The 24979-nt window shown below is 68.6% G+C and carries 23 protein-coding genes; 6 read left to right on the top strand and 17 right to left on the bottom strand.

The features are described 5' to 3' along the window. Position 1: 1 nt before the first annotated feature. From EL337_RS09725 to EL337_RS09705, 5 genes are all read right to left on the bottom strand, one after another. Entirely contained in the window at positions 2-1207 is a 1206-nt protein-coding gene (locus EL337_RS09725) for a cysteine desulfurase family protein (RefSeq protein WP_048630638.1), read from the bottom strand. A gap of 45 nt (positions 1208-1252) precedes the next feature. Beyond that, a complete protein-coding gene (locus EL337_RS09720; protein WP_048630639.1) occupies positions 1253-2113 on the bottom strand; it encodes a lysophospholipid acyltransferase family protein in 861 nt (286 codons plus the stop codon). Further along, a complete protein-coding gene (locus EL337_RS09715) occupies positions 2110-2967 on the bottom strand; it encodes a GNAT family N-acetyltransferase (RefSeq protein WP_048630640.1) in 858 nt (285 codons plus the stop codon). The genes EL337_RS09720 and EL337_RS09715 overlap by 4 nt, the downstream gene beginning before the upstream one ends. A 171-nt stretch (positions 2968-3138) precedes the next feature. Beyond that, positions 3139-4095, bottom strand: coding sequence for an electron transfer flavoprotein subunit alpha/FixB family protein (locus tag EL337_RS09710; protein WP_048630641.1), 957 nt, complete (start codon positions 4093-4095; stop codon positions 3139-3141). A gap of 46 nt (positions 4096-4141) precedes the next feature. Next, positions 4142-4933, bottom strand: coding sequence for an electron transfer flavoprotein subunit beta/FixA family protein (locus EL337_RS09705; protein WP_048630642.1), 792 nt, complete (start codon positions 4931-4933; stop codon positions 4142-4144). 206 nt (positions 4934-5139) lie between these two features. On the opposite strand from EL337_RS09705, the gene EL337_RS09700 reads away from it, so the two are divergent. The 3 genes from EL337_RS09700 to EL337_RS09690 all read left to right on the top strand — a co-directional run bounded on the left by EL337_RS09700 (position 5140) and on the right by EL337_RS09690 (position 8770). Further along, the gene (locus EL337_RS09700) at positions 5140-5916 is read left to right on the top strand and encodes a class I SAM-dependent methyltransferase (protein ID WP_048630643.1); all 777 of its coding nucleotides are present in this window, start codon (positions 5140-5142) and stop codon (positions 5914-5916) included. Positions 5917-6008: 92 nt separating this feature from the next. Beyond that, positions 6009-7541, top strand: coding sequence for a 1,4-alpha-glucan branching protein domain-containing protein (locus tag EL337_RS09695; protein WP_048630932.1), 1533 nt, complete (start codon positions 6009-6011; stop codon positions 7539-7541). Positions 7542-7543: 2 nt separating this feature from the next. Continuing rightward, positions 7544-8770, top strand: a complete 1227-nt coding sequence (locus EL337_RS09690) for a glycosyltransferase family 4 protein (protein WP_109519786.1) — start codon at positions 7544-7546, stop codon at positions 8768-8770. Positions 8771-8779: 9 nt separating this feature from the next. Here EL337_RS09690 and zwf read toward each other — a convergent pair whose 3' ends face one another. Together zwf and EL337_RS09680 are read right to left on the bottom strand one after the other, a co-directional pair. Next, positions 8780-10288 (bottom strand): glucose-6-phosphate dehydrogenase, encoded by a 1509-nt coding sequence (zwf, locus tag EL337_RS09685; protein ID WP_048630645.1) that lies wholly within the window; start codon positions 10286-10288, stop codon positions 8780-8782. A 48-nt stretch (positions 10289-10336) separates the two neighbouring features. Next, positions 10337-11074, bottom strand: a complete 738-nt coding sequence (locus tag EL337_RS09680) for an acyltransferase (protein ID WP_048630646.1) — start codon at positions 11072-11074, stop codon at positions 10337-10339. Between the two features lie 83 nt (positions 11075-11157). Between EL337_RS09680 and EL337_RS09675 the strand changes: the two genes are divergently transcribed. Together EL337_RS09675 and EL337_RS09670 are read left to right on the top strand one after the other, a co-directional pair. Next, complete coding sequence (locus EL337_RS09675; protein ID WP_048630647.1) at positions 11158-12447, top strand: BamB-related PQQ repeat family beta-propellar protein; 1290 nt, start codon at positions 11158-11160, stop codon at positions 12445-12447. Between the two features lie 130 nt (positions 12448-12577). Next, positions 12578-14128: an alanine/glycine:cation symporter family protein gene (locus tag EL337_RS09670; RefSeq protein ID WP_048630648.1), complete on the top strand. Its 1551-nt coding sequence runs from the start codon at positions 12578-12580 to the stop codon at positions 14126-14128. A gap of 15 nt (positions 14129-14143) precedes the next feature. Here EL337_RS09670 and EL337_RS09665 read toward each other — a convergent pair whose 3' ends face one another. From EL337_RS09665 to EL337_RS28715, 8 genes are all read right to left on the bottom strand, one after another. Next, positions 14144-14854, bottom strand: coding sequence for an esterase (locus tag EL337_RS09665; protein WP_048630649.1), 711 nt, complete (start codon positions 14852-14854; stop codon positions 14144-14146). Between the two features lie 83 nt (positions 14855-14937). Further along, entirely contained in the window at positions 14938-16152 is a 1215-nt protein-coding gene (locus EL337_RS09660; protein ID WP_407662585.1) for a class I SAM-dependent methyltransferase, read from the bottom strand. Further along, positions 16110-17108, bottom strand: coding sequence for a class I SAM-dependent methyltransferase (locus EL337_RS09655; protein WP_048630650.1), 999 nt, complete (start codon positions 17106-17108; stop codon positions 16110-16112). The genes EL337_RS09660 and EL337_RS09655 overlap by 43 nt, the downstream gene beginning before the upstream one ends. 26 nt (positions 17109-17134) lie before the next feature. Next, positions 17135-17800, bottom strand: coding sequence for an enoyl-CoA hydratase (locus EL337_RS09650; RefSeq protein ID WP_083442947.1), 666 nt, complete (start codon positions 17798-17800; stop codon positions 17135-17137). Then, on the bottom strand, positions 17797-18588 hold the full coding sequence (locus EL337_RS09645; RefSeq protein WP_232786722.1) for an NUDIX hydrolase: 792 nt from the start codon (positions 18586-18588) through the stop codon (positions 17797-17799). The genes EL337_RS09650 and EL337_RS09645 overlap by 4 nt, the downstream gene beginning before the upstream one ends. 53 nt (positions 18589-18641) lie before the next feature. Then, a complete protein-coding gene (locus EL337_RS09640; RefSeq protein WP_048630652.1) occupies positions 18642-19484 on the bottom strand; it encodes an ABC transporter ATP-binding protein in 843 nt (280 codons plus the stop codon). After that, positions 19466-20161, bottom strand: coding sequence for a membrane protein YczE (gene yczE / locus EL337_RS09635; RefSeq protein ID WP_048630653.1), 696 nt, complete (start codon positions 20159-20161; stop codon positions 19466-19468). The genes EL337_RS09640 and yczE overlap by 19 nt, the downstream gene beginning before the upstream one ends. Next, positions 20161-20313: a hypothetical protein gene (locus tag EL337_RS28715; protein WP_157866288.1), complete on the bottom strand. Its 153-nt coding sequence runs from the start codon at positions 20311-20313 to the stop codon at positions 20161-20163. Before EL337_RS28715 ends, yczE begins: the two co-directional genes overlap by 1 nt. 62 nt (positions 20314-20375) lie before the next feature. Between EL337_RS28715 and yczR the strand changes: the two genes are divergently transcribed. Next, positions 20376-21818: a MocR-like transcription factor YczR gene (gene yczR, locus EL337_RS09630; RefSeq protein ID WP_048630654.1), complete on the top strand. Its 1443-nt coding sequence runs from the start codon at positions 20376-20378 to the stop codon at positions 21816-21818. On the opposite strand, the gene serB is transcribed toward yczR, so the two are convergent. Next, positions 21815-23050, bottom strand: coding sequence for a phosphoserine phosphatase SerB (gene serB, locus EL337_RS09625; RefSeq protein WP_048630935.1), 1236 nt, complete (start codon positions 23048-23050; stop codon positions 21815-21817). The genes yczR and serB overlap by 4 nt on opposite strands. Positions 23051-23099: 49 nt before the next feature. Further along, on the bottom strand, positions 23100-24845 hold the full coding sequence (gene ctaD, locus EL337_RS09620; RefSeq protein WP_126316731.1) for an aa3-type cytochrome oxidase subunit I: 1746 nt from the start codon (positions 24843-24845) through the stop codon (positions 23100-23102). Between the last annotated feature and the right edge of the window lie 134 nt (positions 24846-24979).

The following is a 24979-nucleotide window of genomic DNA, read 5'->3' as shown; positions in this document are numbered from 1 at the left end:
GCTAATTCCGTCCCGAACTGGCCAGGGCCGCCTGACGCGCCCGCTCCACGGCGGCGGGCAGCACCGCGAGCACGGCGTCGATGTCGGCGTCGGTGCTGGTGTGCCCCAGCGACAACCGCAGCGACCCCCGTGCCCTCGCCGGGTCGGCGCCCATCGCGGTCAACACATGTGACGGCTGGGCCACCCCCGCGGTGCAGGCGGACCCGGTGGAGCATTCAATTCCCTTGGCATCCAACAGCATCAGCAGTGAATCGCCTTCGCAGCCGCGGAACGTGAAGTGCGCGTTGCCGGGCAACCGACCGTCCCCGGGCGCACCGTTGACGTCGACGTCCTCGATCGCGGCGACCACGCCGTCGATCAGGCGGTCACGCAGCTCCCGGACCCGGGCGGTGGCGGACTCCATGGTGTCCACGGCGAGGTGAGCTGCCGCTGCCATCGCCACCGCTCCCGCGACATCCTGTGTGCCAGAACGGACGTCGCGTTCCTGGCCACCGCCGTGCAACTGAGGGACGCAGGCGGTGTCCCGGCGCAGGAGCAGCGCCCCCACACCGGTCGGGCCGCCGAACTTGTGCGCGGCGACGCTCATGGCCGACAGGCCGCTGGCGGCGAAGTCCACCGGGATCTGCCCGATCGCCTGGATTGCATCGCTGTGCATGGGGATGTCGAACTCGGCGGCGGTGGCGGCGAGTTCCGTGATCGGCATGATGGTGCCGACCTCGTTGTTCGCCCACATCACCGTGACGAGCGCGACGTCGGAGGGATCGCACAGCGCGGCGCGAAGATCGGCGGCGCTGACCGCACCGTGTTCATCCACGGGCAGCCACGTCACCTCGGCGTCCTCGTGATCGACCAGCCACTGCACGGCGTCGAGGACGGCGTGGTGCTCGACGGGGCTGGTGACAATCCGACGACGTTCCGGTGCCGCATCGCGGCGTGCCCAGAAGATGCCCTTGACGGCCAGGTTGTCACTCTCGGTGCCGCCCGCGGTGAAGATCACTTCGGACGGCCGGGCGCCGAGTAGCTTGGCCAGCGTCTCGCGCGACTCCTCGAGCCTGCGGCGGGCCAGACGGCCGGATCCGTGCAGCGAGGCGGCGTTGCCGACGGTGGCCAGCGCGGCTGTCATCGCCTCGAGCGCGGCGGGGCGCATCGGGGTGGTGGCAGCGTGGTCGAGGTAGACCGGCTGGGGGGAGGGCACCGGCGCAGACATAGCCGTTCCAGAATAGCTGTCGCGAGCGGGACCTCTGTACCGCGCTCAGGCGACGAGCGCGTGACCCTGGCCGCACCCGGGAGTCGTCGATGCTGTCGACGACGCCGCGGCGCCGCGTACCGCAGCCTCGCAGCGGGCCGCCAGCTCACGCCGGTCCTCCCCCGGCAACTGCAGGGACTCGACGGCGATGTGGCACACGGTGCGGCGGGCGGTGATGACCCGCCGGATGGAGGTCAGCAGCGAGTCGTCGCCCACGAACGCAGGCACCGTGGAGGGGCGCCCATCCCGGTGGCGATAGCTCAACCGCAGCGGTTGTACCGGCCGGCCTGCGTCGATCGCCGCCTGGAACATCGCCGGGCGGAACCGTCCGTACCCGAGGCCGCACCACGTCGTGCCCTCCGGGAATGCGACGACGGTGTGCCCGTCGCGCAACCGGTCGGCGACGGCAGCCACCACCGACGGGAGCCTGCGAAGCCGGGCGCGGTCGATGGGGATGACCCTCATGATCCGCACGATCGGGCCGAGCGCCGGCCAGTCGACCAGGTCCGCGCGCGCCACGAACGACCCCGGCAGCACCGTGCCGATCGTGAAGATGTCCAGCCACGACACATGTCCGCTGACCACCAGCACGCCGCGCAGGTTGCGGATCGGCCCGCCCGACACCGACATCCGTACGCCGAGGCTGCGCAGCATCAGCCGGCAGTACCCGCGCTGAAGGTGCGACCGACCCGGCATCGGAACGGCCAGGATCCACACTCCGCAGAAGAGCGCCGCGGCCGCGATCACGCGCGCCGCGGTGCGGACGGCGACCAGCCAGCGCCGCCCCGACACGTCGGCACCGGCGTGCACGCAACCGGCGTCACAGGTGGCTCGCTGCAACCAGGCATGTTCTGCTGCGATGGTCATGAGGCATCCCCGTTCGCGATCGCCGTCGCCGCCCCGGCCGACCGGAGTCGCTTCAGGTACCGGGTGTCCGCGCGGCGCTTGTCCAGCAGTGCCGGGAAGTCGCCCACCCCGAAGTCGGGGTCGTGGGCGGGTTCGCCGCACACCTGCGCGCCCAGACGGAGGTAGCCGCGCATCAGGGCGGGCACGCTGACCCGGGCGGGCGGCTCGATGTCGTCGAGTCGACGACCGCCGACGACCACCGGCCGGTACGGGTGGACGGTGTGTTCGGCCGGCGCGGCATGCCGGCGCAGGACGAAGTCGCGGACCCCGCGCAGCTGGCTGCCGGCCGGGTGCTGCCCGTGCGGGTCCGTGACGGGCACCGACACGCAGCCCGTCACATAGTCGTAGCCGCTGCGGTCGAGGTAGGCGAGGATCCCGCCCCACATCAAGAGCACCACGGCGCCGTTGCGGTGGTCTTCCCGCACGACGGCCCGGCCCATCTCCACCAGAGACGGCCGCAGCGCGTCGAGCGCGGCAATGTCGAACTCGGTTGCCGTGTACAGGCCGCCTGCGGCGATCGCACCGGGCGGCGGCAGCATGCGGTAACAGCCGACGAGTTCGCCGGTGTCGTCGTCACGCACCAGCAGGTGGTCGCAGTATTCGTCGAAGCGGTCCGCGTCCAGACCGCCCGAGCGGCCGTCCCTGCCGTCGTCAGTGAGGGTGAATCCCGGCTCAGAGGTGAACACGTCGTGGCGCAGACGTTGCGCCGCCTCGATCGAGTCGGCGTCGGTGCACAGCAGCATCGAGTACCGGGGTACTCCCGACGCGCGGGTGCCTGGGTTGTCGCTAGGGATGAGTACGGAAACAGCGCTCATGCCTGCACGGTCGCGGAGCCGTCGGGCGCGTCGGCAATCGAGACGTGACGTGTTCATGAGCGCTAGGTGACGGTTGGGAGTGGCTTGGAGTGGCCCGGAGCGGGCCGCCCCACGCAAAAGCCCCCACCTCGGGTGAGGTGGGGGCCTTCGGGTGGTGCGTGAGCTGCGGATCTAACCCTTGCGGGCCTTCACAGCCTCGGTCAGCTGCGGGGTGACCTTGAACAGGTCGCCGACGATGCCGAGATCGGCGATCTCGAAGATCGGCGCCTCTTCGTCCTTGTTGACCGCGATGATCGTCTTCGACGTCTGCATACCGGCGCGGTGCTGGATGGCACCCGAAATGCCCAGGGCGATGTACAGCTGCGGGGACACGGTCTTACCGGTCTGGCCGACCTGGAACTGGCCCGGGTAGTAGCCGGAGTCGACCGCGGCACGCGAGGCTCCGACGGCGCCGCCGAGGGAATCCGCCAGCTCTTCGACGACGGTGAAGTTGTCGGCGCTGCCGACACCGCGGCCGCCGGACACGACGACGGTCGCCTCGGTGAGCTCCGGACGGTCGCCCGCCACGGCAGGTTCCCGCGAGGTGATCTTGGTGGCGTTCTCGGCGGGTGCGGGCACCTCGACGGACACGACCTCACCGGCGCCATCGGCCGGTTCCGCCTCGATCGAACCGGGACGCAGCGTGATCACCGGGGTGTCGCCGACAGCCTCGGCCTCGACGGTGTAGGCGCCACCGAAGATCGAGTGGATGGCCTTGCCACCCTCCTTGACCTCGACGACGTCGGTCAGCACACCCGAGCCGATGCGTGCGGCGAGCCGCCCTGCGATCTCCTTGCCGTCGGCGCTGGCCGCCAGCAACACCCCGGCCGGGGAGGCGGATTCGGCGAGCGCGGCGAGCACGTCGACGTAGGGGGTGATCAGGTAGTTCTCCGCGTCGTCGGACTCGGCGACGTAGATCTTGGCGGCGCCTGCAGCCTTGAGTCCTTCGGTGAGGGGCTCGGCGGTGCCGGGCTTGCCCACCACGACCGCGACGGGCTCACCCAGGACACGGGCGGCGGTGATCAGTTCGGCGGTGACTTTCTTCAGCGCACCTTCGGCGTGCTCGACGAGCACGAGTACTTCAGCCATGGGTTTCGTTTGCCTCTATGTCTGTCAGTGATTGTCAGGGGTTGTCTTAGATGACTTTTTGCGCGACCAGGTACTCGGCGACCTTCTTGCCGCCTTCACCTTCGTCGGTGACCTTCTCGCCCGCGGTCTTGGGCGGCTTCGGCGTCGACGAGAGCACCTTGGAGCCGGCGTTGGCAACGCCCACCTCGTCGGCCTCGACACCGATCTCCGCCAGCGTGAGCGTGGTCACTTCCTTCTTCTTGGCGGCCATGATGCCCTTGAAGGACGGGAAGCGGGGCTCGTTGATCTTCTCGTTGACACTGACAACCGCGGGCAGGCTCGCCTCGAGCGTGAACAGGCCGTCGTCGGTCTCGCGCTCGGCGGTGACCTTGCCGCCCTCGACGGTCAGCTTGCGCACGTGGGTCAGCTGGGGCAGGCCCAGGTACTCGGCGATGATGGCCGGGACCGCGCCGCCGGTGCCGTCGGTGGCCTCGTTACCTGCGATGACCAGCTCGGTTCCCTCGATGGTGCCCAGCGCGCGGGCCAGGGCCCAGCCCGTCTGCACCATGTCGGAACCGTGCATGCCCTCGTCGACCAGGTGGACGGCTTTGTCGGCGCCCATCGACAGCGCCTTGCGGATCGCCTCGGTGGCGCGCTCGGGGCCGGCGGTGAGCACGGTGACGGTGCTGTCGCCGCCGTCCCGCTCCTTGATCAGGAGCGCTTCTTCGACGGCGCGCTCGTTGATCTCGTCGAGCACGGCGTCGGCGGCCTCCCGGTCCAGGGTCCAATCACCCTCGGACAGCTTGCGCTCAGACCATGTGTCTGGGACCTGTTTGATCAGGACCACGATGTTCGTCATGACTCTGGTTCGTCCTCCTCGCAGGGGCCGGTAGCCGACCCGCCATACCACGTTTGATGCAGGTACCCCCATGTTACCCGCAAGTAACTTAGAGTGCTCCGCAGAAACACCATAGCTGGTCGAAGTTTGCGATCCACCAGCCCCGCGATCAGGTCAAGATCAGGAAGTGTTCGTCGCCGGTCGGTTAGGGGTTAGCCTGCCTTGCAATGAGCGCACATGTTGCCGGGTCGGCGGGCGATCCGGGCCTGCCCCTCACCGGCGAGCGGACGATCCCCGGCCTGGCGGAGGAGAACTACTGGTTTCGCCGCCACGAGGTGGTGTACCGCCGGCTGCTCGAGCGCTGCCGTGACCGCGACGTCCTCGAGGCGGGCGCAGGCGAGGGATACGGCGCCGACCTCATCGCCGATGTGGCCCGCCGGGTCATCGGTCTCGATTACGACGAGTCCGCGGTCACCCACATCCGCAGGCGGTATCCCCGCGTCGACATGCGCCACGGGAATCTTGCCGAGCTGCCGCTCCCGGACGGTGCCGTCGACGTGGTGGTGAACTTCCAGGTGATCGAACACCTGTGGGATCAGGGCCAGTTCGTCGCCGAGTGCGCCCGGGTCCTGCGTCCCGGCGGGGTGCTGCTGATGTCGACCCCCAACCGGATCACCTTCTCCCCCGGGCTCGACACCCCCGTCAACCCGTTCCACACCCGTGAACTCAACGCGGCCGAACTCACCGAACTCCTCGAGTCGGCGGGCTTCGCCCTGGAGTCCATGCTCGGGGTCTTTCACGGCCCGCAGCTCGCCGAGATCGACGCCCGTCACGGCGGCTCGATCATCGACGCGCAGATCGCACGTGCGCTGGCCGATGCCCCATGGCCGGCCGCGCTGCTCGCCGATGTCGAATCCGTCACCGTCGACGACTTCGAGCTGCGCACCGCCGAGCGGGACATCGACGACAGCCTCGATCTGGTGGCGATCGCGGTGCGTCCGTGAGCGGAGCGAACAAGTCGCCGGAGTGCGGAGCGAACAAGTCGCCGGAGTGCGGAGCGAACACATCGCCGGAGCCGGTCCCCGGGCTCTTCACGCTGGTCCTGCACACCCACCTGCCGTGGCTCGCCCATCACGGACGGTGGCCGGTCGGCGAGGAATGGCTGTACCAGTCCTGGTCGGCCGCATATCTGCCGCTGGTACGCGTGCTGCGCACGCTGGCTGCCGAGAACCGCAGGCATCTGGTGACTCTCGGCATCACGCCGGTGGTGGCCGCCCAGCTGGACGACCCCTACTGCCTGCAGGGCATGAACCACTGGCTGGCCAACTGGCAACTGCGCGCCCTGGAAGCCGCATCCGTGCGCACCTCCTCGGGAGGATCACCGGCCTCTGAGCCGAAAGCATTGCGGCAGTTCGGTTCCCGCGAACACGCCGAGGCCGAGCGCGAGCTCGGTGAGTTCGACACGCTGTGGCGTCACGGCGCCGGCCCCGTGGTGCGGGAACTGCTCGACGGCGAGGTTATCGAGTTGCTCGGCGGGCCGCTGGCGCACCCGTTCCAGCCGTTGCTGAATCCGCGCCTGCGGGAGTTTGCGCTGCGCGAGGGGCGGGCCGACGCCGGCGCGCGATTCGGCCACGCCCCGTCGGGAATCTGGGCGCCCGAATGTGCCTACGCACCAGGCATGGAAGCCGGCTACGCCGCGGCAGGGGTCAGCCATTTCATGGTCGACGGGCCGTCGCTGCGCGGCGACACCGCGCTGGGCCGACCTGTCGACGGCTCCGGCGTCGTCGCGTTCGGCCGCGATCTGCAGGTCAGCTACCGCGTCTGGTCGCCGAGGTCCGGCTACCCCGGCCACGGGGCCTACCGTGACTTCCACACCTACGATCACACCACCGGGCTCAAGCCCGCCAGGGTGACCGGCCGCAACGTCGCGTCGGAGGACAAGGCACCGTATGACCCCGCCCGCGCGGACGCCGCGGTGGACGTTCACGTGGCCGACTTCGTCGAGACGGTGCGGCAGCGGCTCACCGCCGAGAGTGAGCGCATCGGCAGGCCCGCGCACGTCGTCGCCGCATTCGACACCGAATTGTTCGGCCACTGGTGGTACGAGGGCCCGGTCTGGCTGGAGCGGGTGTTGCGCGCCCTGCCGGCCGCCGGTGTCCGCGTCGGCACCCTCTCGGACGCGATCGCCGACGGCTACGTGGGTGCGCCGGTCGAATTGCCGCCCAGCTCATGGGGTTCGGGCAAGGACTGGCAGGTGTGGAACGGCGAGAAAGTTGCCGACCTGGTCCAGCTCAACAGCGAGGTCGTCGACACGGCGCTGAATACGGTCGACAAGGCGCTGGCCCACGCCGTGTCATCGGGATCGCCCGCGCCGCGCCATTTCGTCGCCGATCAGATCCTGCGCGAGACGTTGTTGACGGTGTCGAGTGACTGGCCGTTCATGGTCAGCAAGGACTCCGCCGCCGACTATGCCCGCTACCGGGCGCACCTCCACGCGCACGCCGCCCGGGAGATCGCCGCGGCGCTGGCGGCGGGCCGCGACGACCACGCGCAACGGCTGGCCTCGGGCTGGAATCGCGCCGACGGCCTGTTCGGCGCGCTCGATGCGAGAAGGCTCCCCGGCGCATGAGGCTGAAGATCCTGCTGGTCTCGTGGGAGTACCCGCCCGTGGTGATCGGCGGCCTCGGCCGCCATGTGCACCATCTGGCCACCGAACTGGCGCGTGCGGGCCACGACGTCGTCGTACTCAGTCGCCGGCCCACCGGCACCGATCCGCAGACGCATCCGACCACCGACGAGGTGCACGAGGGCGTCCGGGTGATCGCGGCCGCGGAGGACCCGCACGAGTTCACCTTCGCGACCGACATGATGGCCTGGATCCTTGCCATGGGCCACGCCATGGTCCGCGCCGGACTCGTCCTTGCCGACTGGCGGCCCGATATCGTGCACGCCCACGACTGGCTGGTCGCCAACCCCGCCGTCGCGCTGGCGCAATTCTTCGACGTGCCTTTGGTTTCCACGATCCACGCCACCGAGGCGGGGAGACACTCCGGGTGGGTTTCGGGCGCGGTGAGCCGGCAGGTGCACTCGCTGGAGTCGTGGCTGGTGCACGACTCGGATTCGTTGATCGCCTGCTCGGCGTCGATGCGTGACGAGATCACCGCGCTGTTCGGACCGGACCTCGCAGACATCGCGGTCATTCCCAACGGAATCGACACCGACGGTTGGCCGTTCGCCGCTCGTCTCCCGCACCCGGGTCCGGCGGAGCTGCTCTATTTCGGCCGCCTGGAGTACGAGAAGGGCGTGCACGACGCCATCGCCGCGCTGCCCAGGATCCGGCGCACCCACCCGGGCACCACCCTCACGATCGCAGGCGACGGAACCCAGCTGGACTTCCTGACGGAGCAGGCCCGCAAGCACAAAGTGCTCAAGGCGACGAAATTCGTTGGTCGCGTCGATCATTCACAGCTACTGGCGCTCCTGCACCGCGCGGATGCGGCCGTTCTGCCCTCCCACTACGAGCCGTTCGGCATCGTCGCACTGGAAGCCGCCGCGGCGGGCACGCCGCTGGTGACCTCCACCGCGGGCGGGCTCGGCGAAGCCGTCATCGACGGTGTGACCGGGCTGTCCTACCCACCGGGCGACGTGGCGGCACTCGCCGACGCCGTGCGCGCGCTGCTCGACTCGCCCGCGGCGGCGCAGCAGCGGGCCACGGCCGCGCGGGAGCGGCTCACGTCCGACTTCGCGTGGCACACGGTGACCGCCGAGACCTGCCAGGTGTACCTGGCCGCCAAACGGGGCGAGCGCCGGGCTCAGCCGCGCCGGCCGATCGTGGAACGCCCGCTGCCGGGGCGGTGACGCCAGACCTCAGCGGGCCTTCTTCTCGCGCCACGCCCGCTCGAACGGCAGCCGCCACGCGTTGGGCGCGATCAACTGGTGGATGGAGTTGGGGCCCCACGTCCCGGGCTGATACTGCTTCACCGGCGGCGGGTCCTCGATCAGTTCCACCGAACGCTCCCACAGGGATTCGATGCCCTCGGCGGTGGTGAACAGCGTGTGGTCGCCGCGCATGGCGTCGAGGATCAGGCGCTCGTAGGCCTCCAGGACGTCGCCGACCTGTTCGGTCTCCTGGGTGGAGAACTGCATCGACAGCTTCTCCAGCTTCATGCCTGGTCCAGGCTTCTTCCCGTAGAACGACAGCGAGACCTTCGACGCGTCGGCCAGGTCGAACGTCAGATGGTCGGGCCCCTGGGAGCCCACCCCCGATCCGGCCGGGAACATCGTGCGCGGGGCTTCCTTGAAGGCGATCGAGATGATGCGCATCCCTTCGGCCAACTGCTTGCCCGTACGCAGGTACACCGGCACACCCGCCCACCGCCAGTTGTCGATGCCAACCTTGAGCGCGATGAACGTCTCGGTATCGGAATCCCTTGCCACACCGTCAAGTTCGCGATAACCGGCGAACTGGCCGCGAACCACGTCGGCACACTTGATCGGGAGCATGGACCGGAAGACCTTGTTCTTCTCCTCGCTGATCGCGCGGGGCTCCAGCGCGGTGGGCGGCTCCATCACCACGAACGCCATCACCTGGAACAGGTGGGTGACGACCATGTCCTTGTAGGCACCGGTGCTCTCGTAGAAATTGGCCCGCTCGTCGAGGCCGAGGGTTTCGGGGATGTCGATCTGGATGTGATCGATGAAGTTGCGGTTCCAGATGGGCTCGAACAAGCCGTTGGCGAACCGGAACGCCAGGATGTTCTGCGCCGCCTCCTTGCCGAGGAAGTGGTCGATGCGGAAGATCTGCCGTTCCTTGAAGGTCTCGTGCACGAAGTGGTTCAGCGCGACCGCGCTGGCCAGATCCGTGCCGAACGGCTTCTCCATCACCACCCGCGATCGCTCGACGAGGTTCGCCTCCCGGAGCATCGTGATGACCGCCCGCGCAGCCTTCGGCGGCACCGAAAGATAGTGCAGGCGCTGCACGTTGCCATTTCCGCCGAGCTGCTTCTCGGCCTCCGCGACGGCGGTGGCCAGGGCCTGCGGACCGGCCCCCTGCGGCACGTAGGTGAGGATCTTGGCGAAGTTGTCCCACTGCTCGTCGGTGAGCTTGTGGGTGCCGTACTTCTCGACGGCCTCCTTGGCCACCGCACGGAACTCGTCGTCGGTGAGGTCCTCCAGCGAGGTCCCGATGACCTGGATGTGCGGCGCAAGCTCGGACTGGTCCAGGTAGGCCATGCCGGGTATCAGCTTGCGCTTGGCCAGGTCGCCGGTTGCGCCGAACAACACGATGACGAACGGATCCAGCGGTGCCTCGTCCCGCCGATAGGGGTGCGCGTCCGGCGCGGGGTAGGCGATGGTCTGCGGTGTCCCTGTGGTCACCAGGGAAATGCTGTCACCTACCCGGCACGCGTGCAGAGCTTGTGGGGATCAGCGGGCAGCTTTCTTGCGTTCGATGTCGGCCAGCGCGGCTGCGAGCTCGGCACGCTGTGCCGCCGACGTCTCCCAGGACAGCTTGCGGTTCTTCACGACCTTGGCGGGCGCTCCCACGGCGATCGAGAAATCCGGGATCTCACCGCGGACGACGGCGTGCGATCCCAGCACGCAGCCCCGGCCGACGACGGTGTTGCGCAGTACCGAGACCTTCACACCCACCCAGGTGTCGGGCCCGATCCGCACCGGGCCTTTGACGATGCCCTGGTCCTTGATCGGCAGCTCGATGCTGTCCATTCTGTGGTCGAAGTCGCAGATGTAGCACCAGTCGGCCATCAGGACCGAGTCGCCCAGCTCGATGTCCAGATAGGTGTTGATCACGTTGTCGCGCCCGAGCACCACCTTGTCGCCGATCCGCAGGGATCCCTCGTGGCATCGGATGGTGTTCTTGTCGCCGATGTGGACCCACCGTCCGATCTCCATCTGGGACAACTCCGGCGTCGCCTGGATCTCGACTCCCTTGCCGAGGAACACCATGCCGCGGGTGATGATGTGCGGGTTGGCGAGCTTGAACTTCAGCAGACGCCAGTAACGCACGAGGTACCACGGTGTGTAGGCGCGATGGGTGATGACCCACCGCAACGAGGCCAGGGTGAGGAAGTTGGCTTGACGCGGATCCCGCAAGCGCGAGCCTCGCCAGCGTTTGTGCAGCGGCGCGCCCCACATCGTCGTCATGGCCGGAAAGCCTAACGGTTACCCTCACGTGGGTTCGAAAGAAGTCGGCCCCAGGACGCTGACGAGAAATCGGAAGGGACCGCGTGCTCCGGCGAATCATCGCGTTGGCCACAACGGCCCTGGTCGCTGGTGCGCTGGCCGGCTGCAGCGACACCGACGCCTGGGTCGACGCGCACCCGGCGACGGGCTGGGCCGCCCAGTACGCCGATGCGGCGAACAGCAGCCACTCACCGGTGAGCGGGTCGCAGACGCTTCGGCTGGAGTGGGGACGGTCGGTCAAGGGCCGTCTCGCGGCCCAGGTGGCGCTCGGGTCCGGGAACTACCTCGCCGTCAACGCCCAGACCGACGGGGGCTGCTCGCTCATGGTCTGGGAGAGCGACAACCGCGGACGGCAGCGCTGGTGCACCAGGCTGTTCCCGGGCGGCGGTTTCGCGAGCCCGCTGTTCGACGGCTTCGACAACCTCTACATCGGTCAGCCCGGCCTGGTGATGTCGTATCCGTCCACCCAGTGGGTCCGGTGGCGCCGGCCGGTGATCGGTATGCCGATGACGGCACGGCTGCTGGCTCCCGGTCACCTGCTCGTCGTCACCCACCTCGGTCAGGTTCTCGTGTTCGACGCCCACCGCGGGACGGTGACCGGCACGTCGCTGGACCTGGTCGCGGGACTCGACCCGACCGACTCCGAGCGCGGGCTCGGCGACTGTCAGCGCGGCGGCCCGGAGTGCCCGGTGGCCGCGGCGCCGGCCTACTCCGGCGCGACCGGCATGGTGGTCCTCACGCTGTGGGAACCGGGCGCGGACAAACCGGTGCTGGTCGGTCTTCGCTACCGGCAGGGCCAGACCCCGCAGTTCACTCGGGAATGGACCAGCGACGCCGTCGGCGGCGGGCCGCTGGCCAGCCCGGTGCTGTCGGCCGACGGATCGACGGTGTACGTCAGCGGTCGTGACGAGAACCTGTGGGCGATCAACAGCGACGACGGCACCGCGCGGTGGTCGGTTCCGCTGAACTACCTGGCCCAGACCCCGCCGTCGGTCACCCCCGACGGACTGGTCATCGCAGGCGGCGGGCCGGGAGCGCGGCTGACCGCGGTGCGCGACACCGCCGAGGAGGGCGACATCGTCTGGACGCGGGACGACACCTCGCCGCTGACCACGTCCAGCCTGGCCCGCCTCGGCTACACGGTCATCCGCGACGGCGCCGAGGACTCGCCCGGCATGGCGCTGGCGGTGTTCACCCTCGGGGACGGCAACGTCGTCGGCACCTATCCTCTGCCGAACGCCTCCGGATGGCCGGTCGGGGTCTCGATCGGCCATGACGGACGCGTCGTCACCGCAACCAGCGAGGGTCAGGTCTACGGATTCGCACCCGATTAACAGGCCGCTACCAGCGGCTCAGCAGCAGGCTTACAGCGGGTTCACAGGAGTGCAACACATTCCTTTCCTGATGCTGGAAGTATCCCTGCGGAACGGTATCGACCTGCCCGCCCAGTGAGGGGACGCGATCTTGTCGGAATTCCTGAGCACCGTCAACGGCTACATCTGGAGCAATGCGCTGGTCTACCTGTGCCTGGCCGCAGGGGTCTACTTCTCCATCCGGTCCCGTTTCGTCCAGGTGCGGCAAGTGCCCGAGATGATCCGGCTGATGCTCAAGGGCGAGACCTCGCCGTCGGGCATCTCGAGTTTCCAGGCGCTCACCATGTCGCTCGCCGGCCGGGTCGGGACGGGCAACATCGCCGGTGTCGCCACCGCCATCGCGTTCGGCGGACCCGGCGCACTGTTCTGGATGTGGATGGTCGCCTTCCTCGGTGCGTCCACCTCGTTCGTCGAGTGCACGCTCGGCCAGATCTACAAGACCAAGGATCCACTCACCGGTGAGTACCGCGGCGGGCCGGCCTACTACCTCAGCAGGGCCTTCGCGAACACCGCCGCGGCGCCCGCGATGAAGGTGTACGGCTACGTCTTCGCGGCGGTCACCATCCTGGCGATGGGCCTGCTGCTACCCAGCGTGCAGTCCAACTCGATGGCCTCGGCGATGAACTCCGCCTGGGGGTGGTCCAAGTGGTGGGTGGCCGTCGGCATCGTGATCGTGTTGGCCTTCGTGATCATCGGCGGGGTCAAGCGCATCGCGACGTTCGCCTCGATCGTCGTGCCGTTCATGGCCGTCGTCTACATCGTGCTCGCACTCATCATCGTGCTGATGAACGCCGGGGAGATCCCCGGCGTGCTCTCGCTGATCTTCTCCAGCGCGTTCGGCCTGGACTCGGCCTTCGGCGCGATCCTCGGGTCGGCGGTCATGTGGGGCGTCAAACGCGGCATCTATTCCAACGAGGCGGGCCAGGGCACCGGTCCGCACGCCGCGGCCGCCGCAGAGGTGTCGCATCCGGCCAAGCAGGGCCTGGTGCAGGCGTTCGCCGTCTACGTCGACACGCTGTTCATCTGCTCGGCGACCGGCTTCCTGATCCTGTCCACCGGGGCGTACCGGGTGTTCGAGGGTGAGAGCGCCGACGGCGCGATCATCTCCGAAGGCGGCTCGATCCTGCCGGCCGGCGCCGAGGTCGGTCCGACGTTCGCCCAGGCCGGTTTCGACACCCTGTGGAGCGGGGCCGGCTCCAGCTTCATCGCGATCTCGCTCGCATTCTTCTGCATCACCACGATCATCGCCTACTACTACATGGCGGAGACCAATCTGCGCTTCCTACTCGGCAAGGCCAACACCGTGGACGTCCCCGTCATCAGGGGCACCGTCGGGTCGAACACGACGATGCTGCTGCAGGCGCTGATCCTGGTGTCGGTCACCATGGGTGCCGTGTCGACCGCATCCGATGCGTGGACGCTGGGCGACATCGGCGTCGGTCTGATGGCCTGGCTCAACATCATCGGCATCATCATCCTGCAGCAGCCCGCGTACAAAGCCCTGTGGGACTACGAGAAGCAGAAGAAAGACGGACTGGACCCGACGTTCGACCCGTTGGCTCTCGGCATCAAGAACGCCACGTTCTGGGAGAATTACGACCCGGCCACCGGCAAGCAGCGACAGCCCAGCACCACGGCGTGAATGCCGTCGGCTGACTCAGGCGAGCATCGAAGCGATCGCCGCGCGCGGGACGGTGGCCTGCAGCGCTCCGCCGGCTTCGGCCATGATCTGACTCTGGCCGAAGAAGAAGATCACCGAATCGTCGGTGATCGCGAACTCCTGGTAGTTGGCCGGGTTCACGCCGTCGTCAAACGAGATCGGTGCCTCCACGCCGAGCTGGCGCGAGACCGCGGCCTGCACGATCGGAAAAATGACGTCGAGTGGTTTGGTGTCCTTCTTGAACAAGGTGTCGAACGTGATCGGAGCCTTCTTCGCGACGTCCCAGTTGAACCCTTTGAACCAGGTCAGAGGGTGCGCGCCACCGACGTTCTGGTACACCTCGAACACCACGCTCCGCGTACCGCCGTCATCGGGTCCGGACCGGTAGCCGGTACCGCGCGCATCCAGGATGTAGGGCAGATTCCACGAACCGGGCATGCCTGCGACGTTGACGAAGCCGTCACGGGTCTCGGTCAGGTAGGCGGTCAGCGCCGGCTGGTCCGGGTAGTCGGCCGGGAACGTGAAATCCAGTCGGTACGTGGGGTTCTCCGCGTGGACGAGACAGATCTGATCGGCATCGACCGTGCCGCCGAGTTCGGCACAGGCCGACGGGGCGGTGGCCGTCACCGGCTGTGCGGGGGCGGTAGGCGCCGCCATCAGGCCTGCCGCGACACCGGCAGCCGTTACAGCAGCGGCGAGAATGCGCATCGTCGGTGTCCTCAATGATCGGGGGCTCTTACAGAGATGTCGGCGCCGGTGTCGGCGCCGTTACGCCAAGACTACGTGAGCGTTCAGCGTGACGGCCGGCACAAGAAAGCCGTCGCCCGACCGGCCGTCCCGGTCCCAAGCCGGGCGATGACCACCGTCACGTGCGCCGGCCCACGCAGGCGCAACCGCGTGCGCAGGGCGTCGGGATCGACGTCGACGCCGCGAACCAAGATCTCCGCGGCGCCGACCGCGAGGGCCGAAAGCGCTTGGCGCAGGTGGCGTTCGCTGAACGGCAGCTGTTCGAACACCTCGAAACCGCGCACCCCGTCGGGCAGGCGGTCACCGGACAGATACGCGATGTCGGGGTCGAGCTGCCACAGACCGTGACGGACCGCATAGTGGCGCACCAGCCCGGACCGCACCACTGCGCCGTCGGGGTCCACGATCCACCTGCCCACCGGTGCCACCCCACAGTCGTCGGGCGCCGAGTCGGTCACCTCCTCGCCGGTGTCGAGCAACGTCGCCCGGCGCCGCACTCCGTCGCCGGACAGCCTCCGCGACCACAGGCACGCTTCACGAACGCTGCCCGCCAGCGACGTCACCTCGATCTCGCCGTCGAAACCCAGCTGCTCGAGAACTGCGAAATCGATTCCGGGAGAACACTTCACAACGTAGGAGCGGGGACGCAGCACATCGAGCAGCTCGTCGAGCGGCGGCACGTAGGCCCGCGGGTCGAACCGGCGCCTCGAGCCACTGCGGCGGGCCGGGTCGACGAGGACGACGGCATCGGTGGTGATGGACCGCAGCGCATCCGCCCGGCATAGCGCGACCGGTGGCCCGCTCAGCCCGAGATTGTGCTGCGCCATCGAAAGACGCACCGGGTCGATGTCGCTGCCCAACGTGAAGCCCGCCCAATAGCGAAGTGCAGCAAGCTCGGTACCGATCGAGCAGGTCGCGTCGTGCACGATGGCACCCGCCAGCCGGCGGGCCCGATGCTCGGCGACCGGCGCCGCCGTCGCCTGCTGCAGCGCCTCGTCGGTGAACAGCCAGTCGGCGGCGTCGGCGAACTTGCCCGCCGCTTTGCGGCGCAGCTTCACCGTCTCCACGAGCAGAGCCGAGCGATCGCCGAAATCCCTACGCACCGAGGCGATGTCCGCAATCAGCGTGGACTCGGTCAGCCGGTACCGGTCGACCTCGGCCAGCGCCTGCCGTCCCGCGTCGCCGCGCAGATAGCTCACATCGTCGAGACCGAACTCTAGGACGGCTTGACCCCGGTGATCATGACGTTGTAGAACCAGCCCTTCGGCACGACGTGGCGCCAGAGGTTCTCGTCCACCCAGCTCAGCGTCGTCCAGCCACCGAAGGCGAACTTCGCCCAGCCCCAGCCGAGTTTGCCCGGCGGCACCGTGGACTCGAACGTCCGGACCGGCCAGCCCAGCATCGCCGCGGTGAACTCGTCGGTGGCGGTCTCCACCTCGACCGCGCCAGCGTTGCGCGCCATCGTCTCCAGGTCGGCCGGATCGAACGTGTGCAGGTCGACGATCCACTCCAGTGCGGCGGCCCGGGAGTTCTCGTCGAGCTCGGCCTGTGGGCGGCGCCAGCTGCTCAGTCCGGGCAGCTTCATCGCCGCGACGGTCGTCTTCCAGGTGAGATCGGCGAGCCGACGTGCGTAGGCGTTGCCGACCGTGGTCGGTTCACCGGCGAAGACGAACCGCCCTCCGGGCTTGAGGACGCGCACCACTTCGCTCAGCGACAACTCGACGTCGGGGATGTGATGCAGCACGGCGTGCCCGACCACCAGGTCGAAGCTGTTGTCCTCGTAGGGGATGCCCTCGGCGTCGGCCACGCGGCCGTCGATGTCCAGCCCGAGCGACTGGCCGTTTCGGGTGGCCACCTTCACCATCCCCGGCGACAGATCGGTCACCGATCCACGCCGCGCAACGCCGGACTGGATGAGATTCAGGAGGAAGAACCCCGTACCGCAGCCCAGCTCCAGAGCCCTGTCGTAGGGCAGTTCGCGCTGCACCTGGTCGGGAACGATCGCGTCGAAGCGGCTGCGGGCGTACTCGACGCAGCGCTGGTCGTAGGAGATCGACCACTTGTCGTCGTAGCTCTCGGCTTCCCAGTCGTGGTAGAGGACCTGCGCCAGCTTGGTGTCGTGCCTGGCCGCCTCGACCTGTTCCTCGGTGGCGTGGGGCGTCGGAGCCGGGACGGCGACATCAGGGTAAGCGCCGGGTTCCTTCGTTTCCGTCATGCAGGGCAGCCTAACGTGCGCTCCGGCTATCCGAACGACGCCTTCGCCGCGCTCAACGCCTCCGGCGGGTACTCCAGAAACCGGCTGGCCCAGGTGAGCGCCGCGTCGTACACCCCGTCGGGAGCCACCATCTGGTCGATCAGCCCGAGCTCCAGGGCTTCGCGGGCGTCGACGAAACGCCCGCTGAACACCATGTCCCTGGCCTTGCTCTCGCCGACGGCGGCGGCCAGCCGGGTCGCGCCCCCGCCGGCCGGTGGCAGTCCCGCCAGGATCTCGGTCGCGCCGAACTTCGCGTTGTCGCCGCTGACGCGCCAGTCGGCGGCGAGGGCGAGGGTCAGGCCGGCACCCAGTGCGTACCCGGTGATCGCCGCGACGGTCGGCTTCGGCAGCGCGGCCAGTGCCGCGACGGCGTCGGCGCACACCCGGGCGGCGGTGGCGGCCTCGTCGGCGCTGAGGGTCTGCAACTCGGGCATGTCCTCGCCGGCAGAGAAGATCTCGTGGCCGCCGTACACGATCACGGCGACGACGTCGTCGCGCGTGCCGAGTTCCGCGGCGGCTTCGGTGATCTCCCGGCACGCCTGCCGGGTCAGCGTGTTCGTCGGCGGCCGCGACAGCAGCAGCGTCGCGACGCTGCGCCCGTTCTCGGGAAGGACGGCGGCGTCGGGAGTGAGGACGGCGACGAACTCCCTCACGCGAGAGGCGCCCCGTCGGTGTAGCCCTGGGGCGCGCGCCGGTTGCGTGCTTCGTTGTAACGGTCGCTGTTGAAGAATTCGATCTCCCAGTTTCCGCCCCGCTTCGCCTCGAGCGACGGTTCGATCGCCACGATCTTGCGCTCCACGGCGAGGACTTCGGCCACCGTCCGCCCGTTGAGGGCATCGAGCTGCGTCCAGGTCGGCGGCAGCAGAAAGCTCCGGCCGTCGGCGAAGTCGTCGAGGGCCGACTGCGGGGTGACCCAGCCGGCCTTGTCGGTTTCGGTGTTGTCGCCGTCGGCGCGCTGCCCCTGCGGCAGCGCGCCCACGAAGAAGAACGTGTCGTAGCGGCGGGTGCGCTCCTCCTTCGGGGTCACCCAGTTCGCCCACGGCCGCAACAGGTCGGCCCGCAGCACCAGCTTCTCCGAACGCAGGAACTCCCCGAACGACAGTGACTTGTCCTCCAGCGCGGCCCGCTGGTCGCGGTACACCGAGGCGTCGTCGACGAGGAGGTCGGGATCGTCGGCCGAACCGGCGAACAGCACCCCGCACTCTTCGAAGGTCTCCCGCGCCGCTGCGCACACCAAGGCCTCGGCCAGCTCGGCGTCCACGCCGAAGCGGCCGGCCCACCAGTTCCGGTCGGGACCGTGCCAGGCGACGTCGGCGTTGCGGTCCCGGTTGTCGACTCCCCCACCCGGAAAGACCATGACGCCGGCCACGAAGTCCATCGCCGAGTGCCTGCGCATCAGGAAGATCTCGATGCCCGCGCCCGCGCCGTCCCGGACCAGCATCACCGTCGCGGCCGGCCGGGGCACCAACGGGTCGGTCACCGTGGGTGATTCGCTCACTGTCGCCTCCTGTGTGCGGCGCGGCTGCGGCTGCGGCGCGCGAAGTACCGTCCGTCGATCACATCCAGCGCGATCGACTGCCCGAACGCCGCAGAGAGATTCTCGGCGGTCAACACGTCGGTCAGCAGGCCGGAATCGACCACCGTGCCCTCGGACAGGATCAGGCAGTGGGAGAACCCGGGCGGGATCTCCTCGACGTGGTGGGTCACCAGCACCAGCGCCGGGGCGTCCGGATCGGCGGCCAGATCGCTCATCCGGGCGACGAGTTCTTCGCGGCCGCCGAGATCGAGCCCGGCCGCCGGCTCGTCCAGCAGCAACAGTTCCGGGTCGGTCATCAGTGCACGGGCGATCAGCACGCGCTTGCGCTCGCCTTCGGACAGCGTGCCGAAGGTGCGGTCGGCGAGGTGTTCGGCACCGATGCTCTCCAGCATGTCGACTGCCTGGTGGTAGTCGACGTCGTCGTACTTCTCGCGCCACCGCCCCATGACGGCGTAGCCGGCGGACACCACGACGTCGCGGACCACCTCGTCGTCGGGCACGCGCTGCGACAGCGCGGCGCTGCTGAGGCCGATCCGGGAACGCAGTTCGGACATATCGACCCTGCCGAGCCGCTCCCCGAGCACGTAGGCCGTGCCCGAGGACGGATGCTCCATGGCGGCGGCCATCCGCAGCAGCGAGGTCTTGCCCGCGCCGTTGGGGCCGATGATCACCCAGCGCTCATCGAGTTCCACCGACCAGGTCACCGGACCCACCAGCAGCCGCCCGTTGCGGCGCAGACTGACTTTGGCGAAGTCGATCAGCAGGTCGGGGTCGGCCTCTTCTACTTCCTCGACTGGCACCCGCTCATCGTAGTGGGGCCGAATTCGTCCAGCCGCGCACCGTTGACCGCGACGCGATCCGTGGCCGCCCAACCGCTCACCGCGAGTACCCGGTCGGGCGTCAGCCGGATGAACAGCGCAACCAGCGGTCCGATGCCCAGGGCGTACACGACTGTGCCCACGCCGACAGTCCCGCCGAGCAGCCAACCGACCGTGAGCACCGAGACCTCGATGGAGGTGCGCACCAGCCGCACCGACCGGCCGGTCCGCCGCACCAGGCCGGTCATCAACCCGTCGCGCGGGCCGGGCCCGAGTCCAGCGCCGATGTAGGCCACCGTGCTGACCGCGTTGAGGACTACCGCGGCGATCATCAGTGCGGTCCGCACCGGCAGCGACGTCGGTGCCGGCAGGACCCACAGCGCCAGGTCGACGGTGATCGCGATGACGATGACGTTCGCGACGGTGCCGATACCGGGTCGATTGCGCAGGGGGATCCAGGCCAGCAGTACCGCGACGCCGACCACCGCCGAGGCGAGCCCGATGGTCATGCCGGCGCGCTCGGCGAGACCCTGGTGGAACACGTCCCAGGGATCGAGTCCCAGTCCGGCCCGCACCATCATGGCCATCGAGAGGCCATAGCCGCACAGCCCGAGGAGCAGCGCCGCACCGCGTCGTGGCGCCCCGGCGAGTCGGGCCATCAGGAATGGTCCGGGAAGTGCATCCGGATCGCGTCGAGTTCGCTGCGCATACGGCGGGCGTCGGCATCACGTTCGTCGATCGCGCTGCCCACGGACGGCATGTAGTAGAGGTCGGCCAGCCGCTGGCCCAGTCGAGATATCCAGTGAGTCATATGGCCATGATCTTGCTCAACTGGCTTGCCCTTCAATAGCCAGTTGGGCAATACTGGCCCCAATGACTGAGGCACTGGCTACCCGATCGCTCAATGTGGACCTTTTGGCCCGCGAACTCGGCAACTGGCGGACGTCCAGTCAGAGTGGACCGGCCTACCATGGCCTGGCCGACGCCGTCCGGCTGCTGATCGTCGACGGCCGCGTTCCGGTGGGTGCGCGCCTGCCCAGCGAGCGCGCGCTGGCCGAGGCACTGCGGGTGTCGCGCACGACCGTCACCGCCGCGTACACCCAGCTGCGCGACGACGGCTACCTCAATGCCCGCCGCGGCGCCCGCAGCACCACCGCTCTGCCGGTCACCCATCCCGCGCCCATCCGCAGCACCGCTGCCGCGGCCAACCTGGCGGCGGCCACGCTCGCCGCACCCGCGTCCGCGGCGGCCAGGGCGTTCGCCGACGCCGCCGAACAGGTCACGCCCTATCTCGCCGACATCGGCATCGAGTTGACCGGCGTCCCGCCGCTGCGCACCGCCATCGCGGAAAGATATTGCGCGCGTGGACTTCCCACCGAACCCGACGAGATCATGGTGACGACAGGCGCGCTGCACGCGATCGGCCTGATCCTGGCCACCTACACGCAGCCCGACGACCGGGTGCTCGTCGAACAACCGACATATCACGGGGCGCTGGCCGCGATGGCCAGCCGCGGTGTCCGGCCCGTCCCCGTGGGGATGACGCCTGACGGCTGGGAACTCGATGCGATCGAGGCGACCATTCGTCAACTGGCACCCAATCTGGCGTACCTGATCCCGGACAACCAGAATCCGACCGGTATGACGCTGCCGGCGGGCGACCGAAAACGTTTGGCGCAGATCATCAGTGACACCCGCACCCGCACCATCGTCGACGAGACGATCACCGACATGTGGCTCGACGAGCAGTGCCCACCGCCGTTCGCGGCGGCCATGACGGCGCGCCGGGATCTTGTCTTGACCGTCGGATCGATGTCGAAGTCGTTCTGGGGTGGCCTGCGGATCGGCTGGATACGCGCCGACCGCAGCTCGCTGGCCACCATCGGCGCCATGCGCCCGGCCATCGACATGGGAACGCCGATCGTCGAACAGCTTGCTGCGGCAAGTCTTCTGGCCGCCGAGTCCGAGGTGTTGCCGGAGCGACGCGACATCTTGAGATCGCGGCGCGCGCTGCTGCTCGCGCTGCTGGCCACCCACCTTCCCGACTGGCGGCCGGCGCCGGGAAAGGGCGGCATGTCACTGTGGGTGCGGTTACCTGTTCCGATGAGTTCGGCCCTGTCGGCGGCCGCGTCGCGGATGGGACTGGAGATCCCGCCCGGCCCGCGCTTCGGAGTGGACGGCACGCTGGAGCGCTTCATCCGGGTGCCCTACACGCTGCCCGACGACCAGCTGGTCGAGGCCGTCGAACTCCTGGCCCGCGCCTGGCGCAGCGTGACCGGGTTGACCGCACCGGAGCCCACCGCGGTGGTCGTCTAGTCGGGGATGTCCACCCGGCGCACCACGCCGTCGAGCGCGTCGGCGGCCTCGATCTCGCCGCGGGTCACCCCGAGGATGAACAGCACCGTGTCCAGGTAGGGATGGTTCAGCGACGCGTCGGCCACTTCGCGGAGTGCGGGCTTGGCGTTGAATGCCACGCCGAGCCCCGCCGCCGACAGCATGTCGATGTCGTTGGCCCCGTCGCCGACAGCCACGGTCTGCTCCATCGGCACCCCGACCTGCGCGGCGAAATCCCGCAGTGCCTTCGCCTTCGCCGGCCGGTCGATGACGGGTCCGATCACGCGCCCGGTGAGCTTGCCGTCCACGATTTCCAGGTGATTGGCCGCGACGTAGTCGAGCATCAGCTCGTCGGCCAGCGGCTGGATCACCTGGCGGAAACCGCCGGAGACGACGCCGCAGTGGTAGCCGAGCCGCCTCAGCGTCCGAATGGTGGTCCGGGCGCCCGGGGTGAGCTCAAGCTGATCGGCCACCTCGTCGACCACCTCCGCCGGCAGGCCCGCCAGCGTGGCCACGCGGCGGTGCAGCGATTCGGCGAAGTCGAGCTCGCCGCGCATCGCCGCCTCGGTGACCTCGGCGACGGCCGCCTCGGCGCCGGCGTGCGCGGCCAGCATCTCGATGACCTCGCCCTGGATCAACGTGGAGTCGACGTCGAACACGATCAGACGCTTGGCACGCCGCGACAGGCTGTAGTCCTCGACCGCGATGTCGACACCCTCGTCGACCGCGACCCGAGCGAGCATCGCCTGCAGCTGACCGTAGACGCCGGGGGGTACCGACACCCTCAGCTCCAGTCCGGTGACCGGATAGTCGGACACGCCCCGGATGAAGTCGATGTTCACCCGCAGCGCCGCCGCCTCGCGGGCCACCACGCCGAACGCCTCGGCGGAGATCGGCCGCCCCAGCACCACGATCGTGTGGGTCGACGGCACCTGCATCACGGGCAGACCGTCGCTGCCCTCGATGCTGACCTCGAGCCCGACACCGTGGATGGCGGCCTCCACCTCGGCATGGAGTTTGCCGCCCGCGACCACGTCGGCGGCCGCGGCCACCAGGACTCCCAGCGTCAACCGGCCGCGGATGACCACCTGTTCGACGTTGAGCAGATCGACAGAATGCCGTGACAGCACCTCGAACAGCGCGGAGGTGACGCCGGGTTGGTCGCGTCCGGTGACGGTGATCAGCAGCGACGAGTGCTCACGTGCGGAGCCCACAGCGAAGCCTTGCGATGCCCTCACCCCCGAGTGCTGCCCGTGCGCTGGGTCAGCTGCGGACTTCGACGTCGTCGATCCTGGTCACATCGCCGTCCTCGGGACCGTGGGCACGGCCCACGTGCGCCTCGCGGCGCATCCGGTCGACCATGTGCGGGTAGTGCAGCTCGAACGCCGGACGCTCCGAACGGATCCGGGGCAGCTCGGTGAAGTTGTGCCGCGGCGGCGGGCAGCTGGTGGCCCACTCCAGCGAGTTGCCGTACCCCCACGGATCATCGACGGTCACGACCTCGCCGTAGCGCCAGCTCTTGAAGATGTTCCACAGGAACGGCAGCGTCGACAGACCCAGGATGAACGCACCGATGGTGGAGATGACGTTGAGCGTGGTGAACCCGTCGCTGGGCAGGTAGTCGGCGTAGCGGCGCGGCATGCCTTCGTCGCCGAGCCAGTGCTGCACCAGGAAGGTGGTGTGGAAGCCGATGAACGTCAGCCAGAAGTGCAGCTTGCCCAACCGCTCGTCGAGGAGGCGGCCCGTCATCTTCGGGAACCAGAAGTAGATGCCCGCGTAGGTGGCGAACACGATGGTGCCGAACAGCACGTAGTGGAAGTGCGCGATGACGAAGTAGCTGTCGGTGACGTGGAAGTCCAGCGGCGGGCTGGCCAGCAGCACACCGGACAGGCCACCGAGCAGGAACGTCGCGATGAACCCGACCGAGAACAGCATGGGTGTCTCGAACGTCAACTGGCCCTTCCACATCGTGCCGATCCAGTTGAAGAACTTGATGCCCGTCGGGACGGCGATCAGGAACGTCATGAAGCTGAAGAACGGGAGCAGCACCGCCCCTGTCGCATACATGTGGTGCGCCCACACCGCGACCGACAGCGCGGCGATGCCCAGCGTCGCGTAGATCAGCGTGGTGTAGCCGAAGATCGGCTTGCGGCTGAACACCGGGAAGATCTCACTGACGATGCCGAAGAACGGCAGCGCGATGATGTACACCTCGGGGTGACCGAAGAACCAGAACAGGTGCTGCCACAGCAACACACCGCCGTTGGCCGGGTCGTAGACGTGCGCGCCCAGGTGTCGGTCGGCGGCCAGCCCGAACAGGGCGGCGGTCAGCAGCGGGAACGCCAGGAGCACCAGGATGGACGTCACCAGGATGTTCCAGGTGAAGATCGGCATCCGGAACATGGTCATACCGGGGGCGCGCATACACACCACGGTCGTGATCATGTTGACGCCGCCGAGGATGGTGCCCAGACCGCCGACGGCCAGGCCCATGATCCACAGATCGCCGCCCGCGCCGGGTGAGTGGATGGCGTCGGTCAGCGGCGAGTAGGCCGTCCAGCCGAAGTCCGCGGCGCCGCCGGGGGTGATGAAGCCGGCCGTCGCGATCAGTGCGCCGAACAGGAACAGCCAGAACGAGAAGGCGTTGAGCCGCGGGAACGCGACGTCAGGGGCGCCGATCTGCAGCGGCAGCACCAGGTTGGCGAAGCCGAACACGATGGGGGTGGCATAGAACAGCAGCATCACCGTGCCGTGCATGGTGAACAGCTGGTTGTACTGCTCGTTGGACAGGAACTGCAGGCCCGGGGCGGCCAGTTCCGTCCGGATGAACAACGCCATGAGTCCGCCGATGAGGAAGAAGGCGAAGCAGGCGACGCAGTACATGATGCCGATCAGCTTGTGATCGGTGGTCGTGATCAGCTTGTAGATCAGATTGCCCTTGGGCCCCAGCCGCGCCGGGAAAGGACGCCGGGCCTCAAGTTCTCCGATTGGGGGCGCTTCGGCTACCAACAGGTCCTCCAACCTTCCGTGTCACTGACCGGATTACCCGGATCGAACGGCCGGCAGACCGACGGTTCGCTATGAATCCTAACTCGCCGACCTGTCCGAAGGCGGGGTGGTCCTACAAACGGTCGTATTTCGCG

Source organism: Mycolicibacterium aurum (genome assembly GCF_900637195.1).
In the GTDB taxonomy this organism is placed as follows: domain Bacteria; phylum Actinomycetota; class Actinomycetes; order Mycobacteriales; family Mycobacteriaceae; genus Mycobacterium; species Mycobacterium aurum.
The sequence above is the reverse complement of the archived record's forward strand: the minus strand, read 5'-3'. Positions and strand labels throughout refer to the sequence as shown.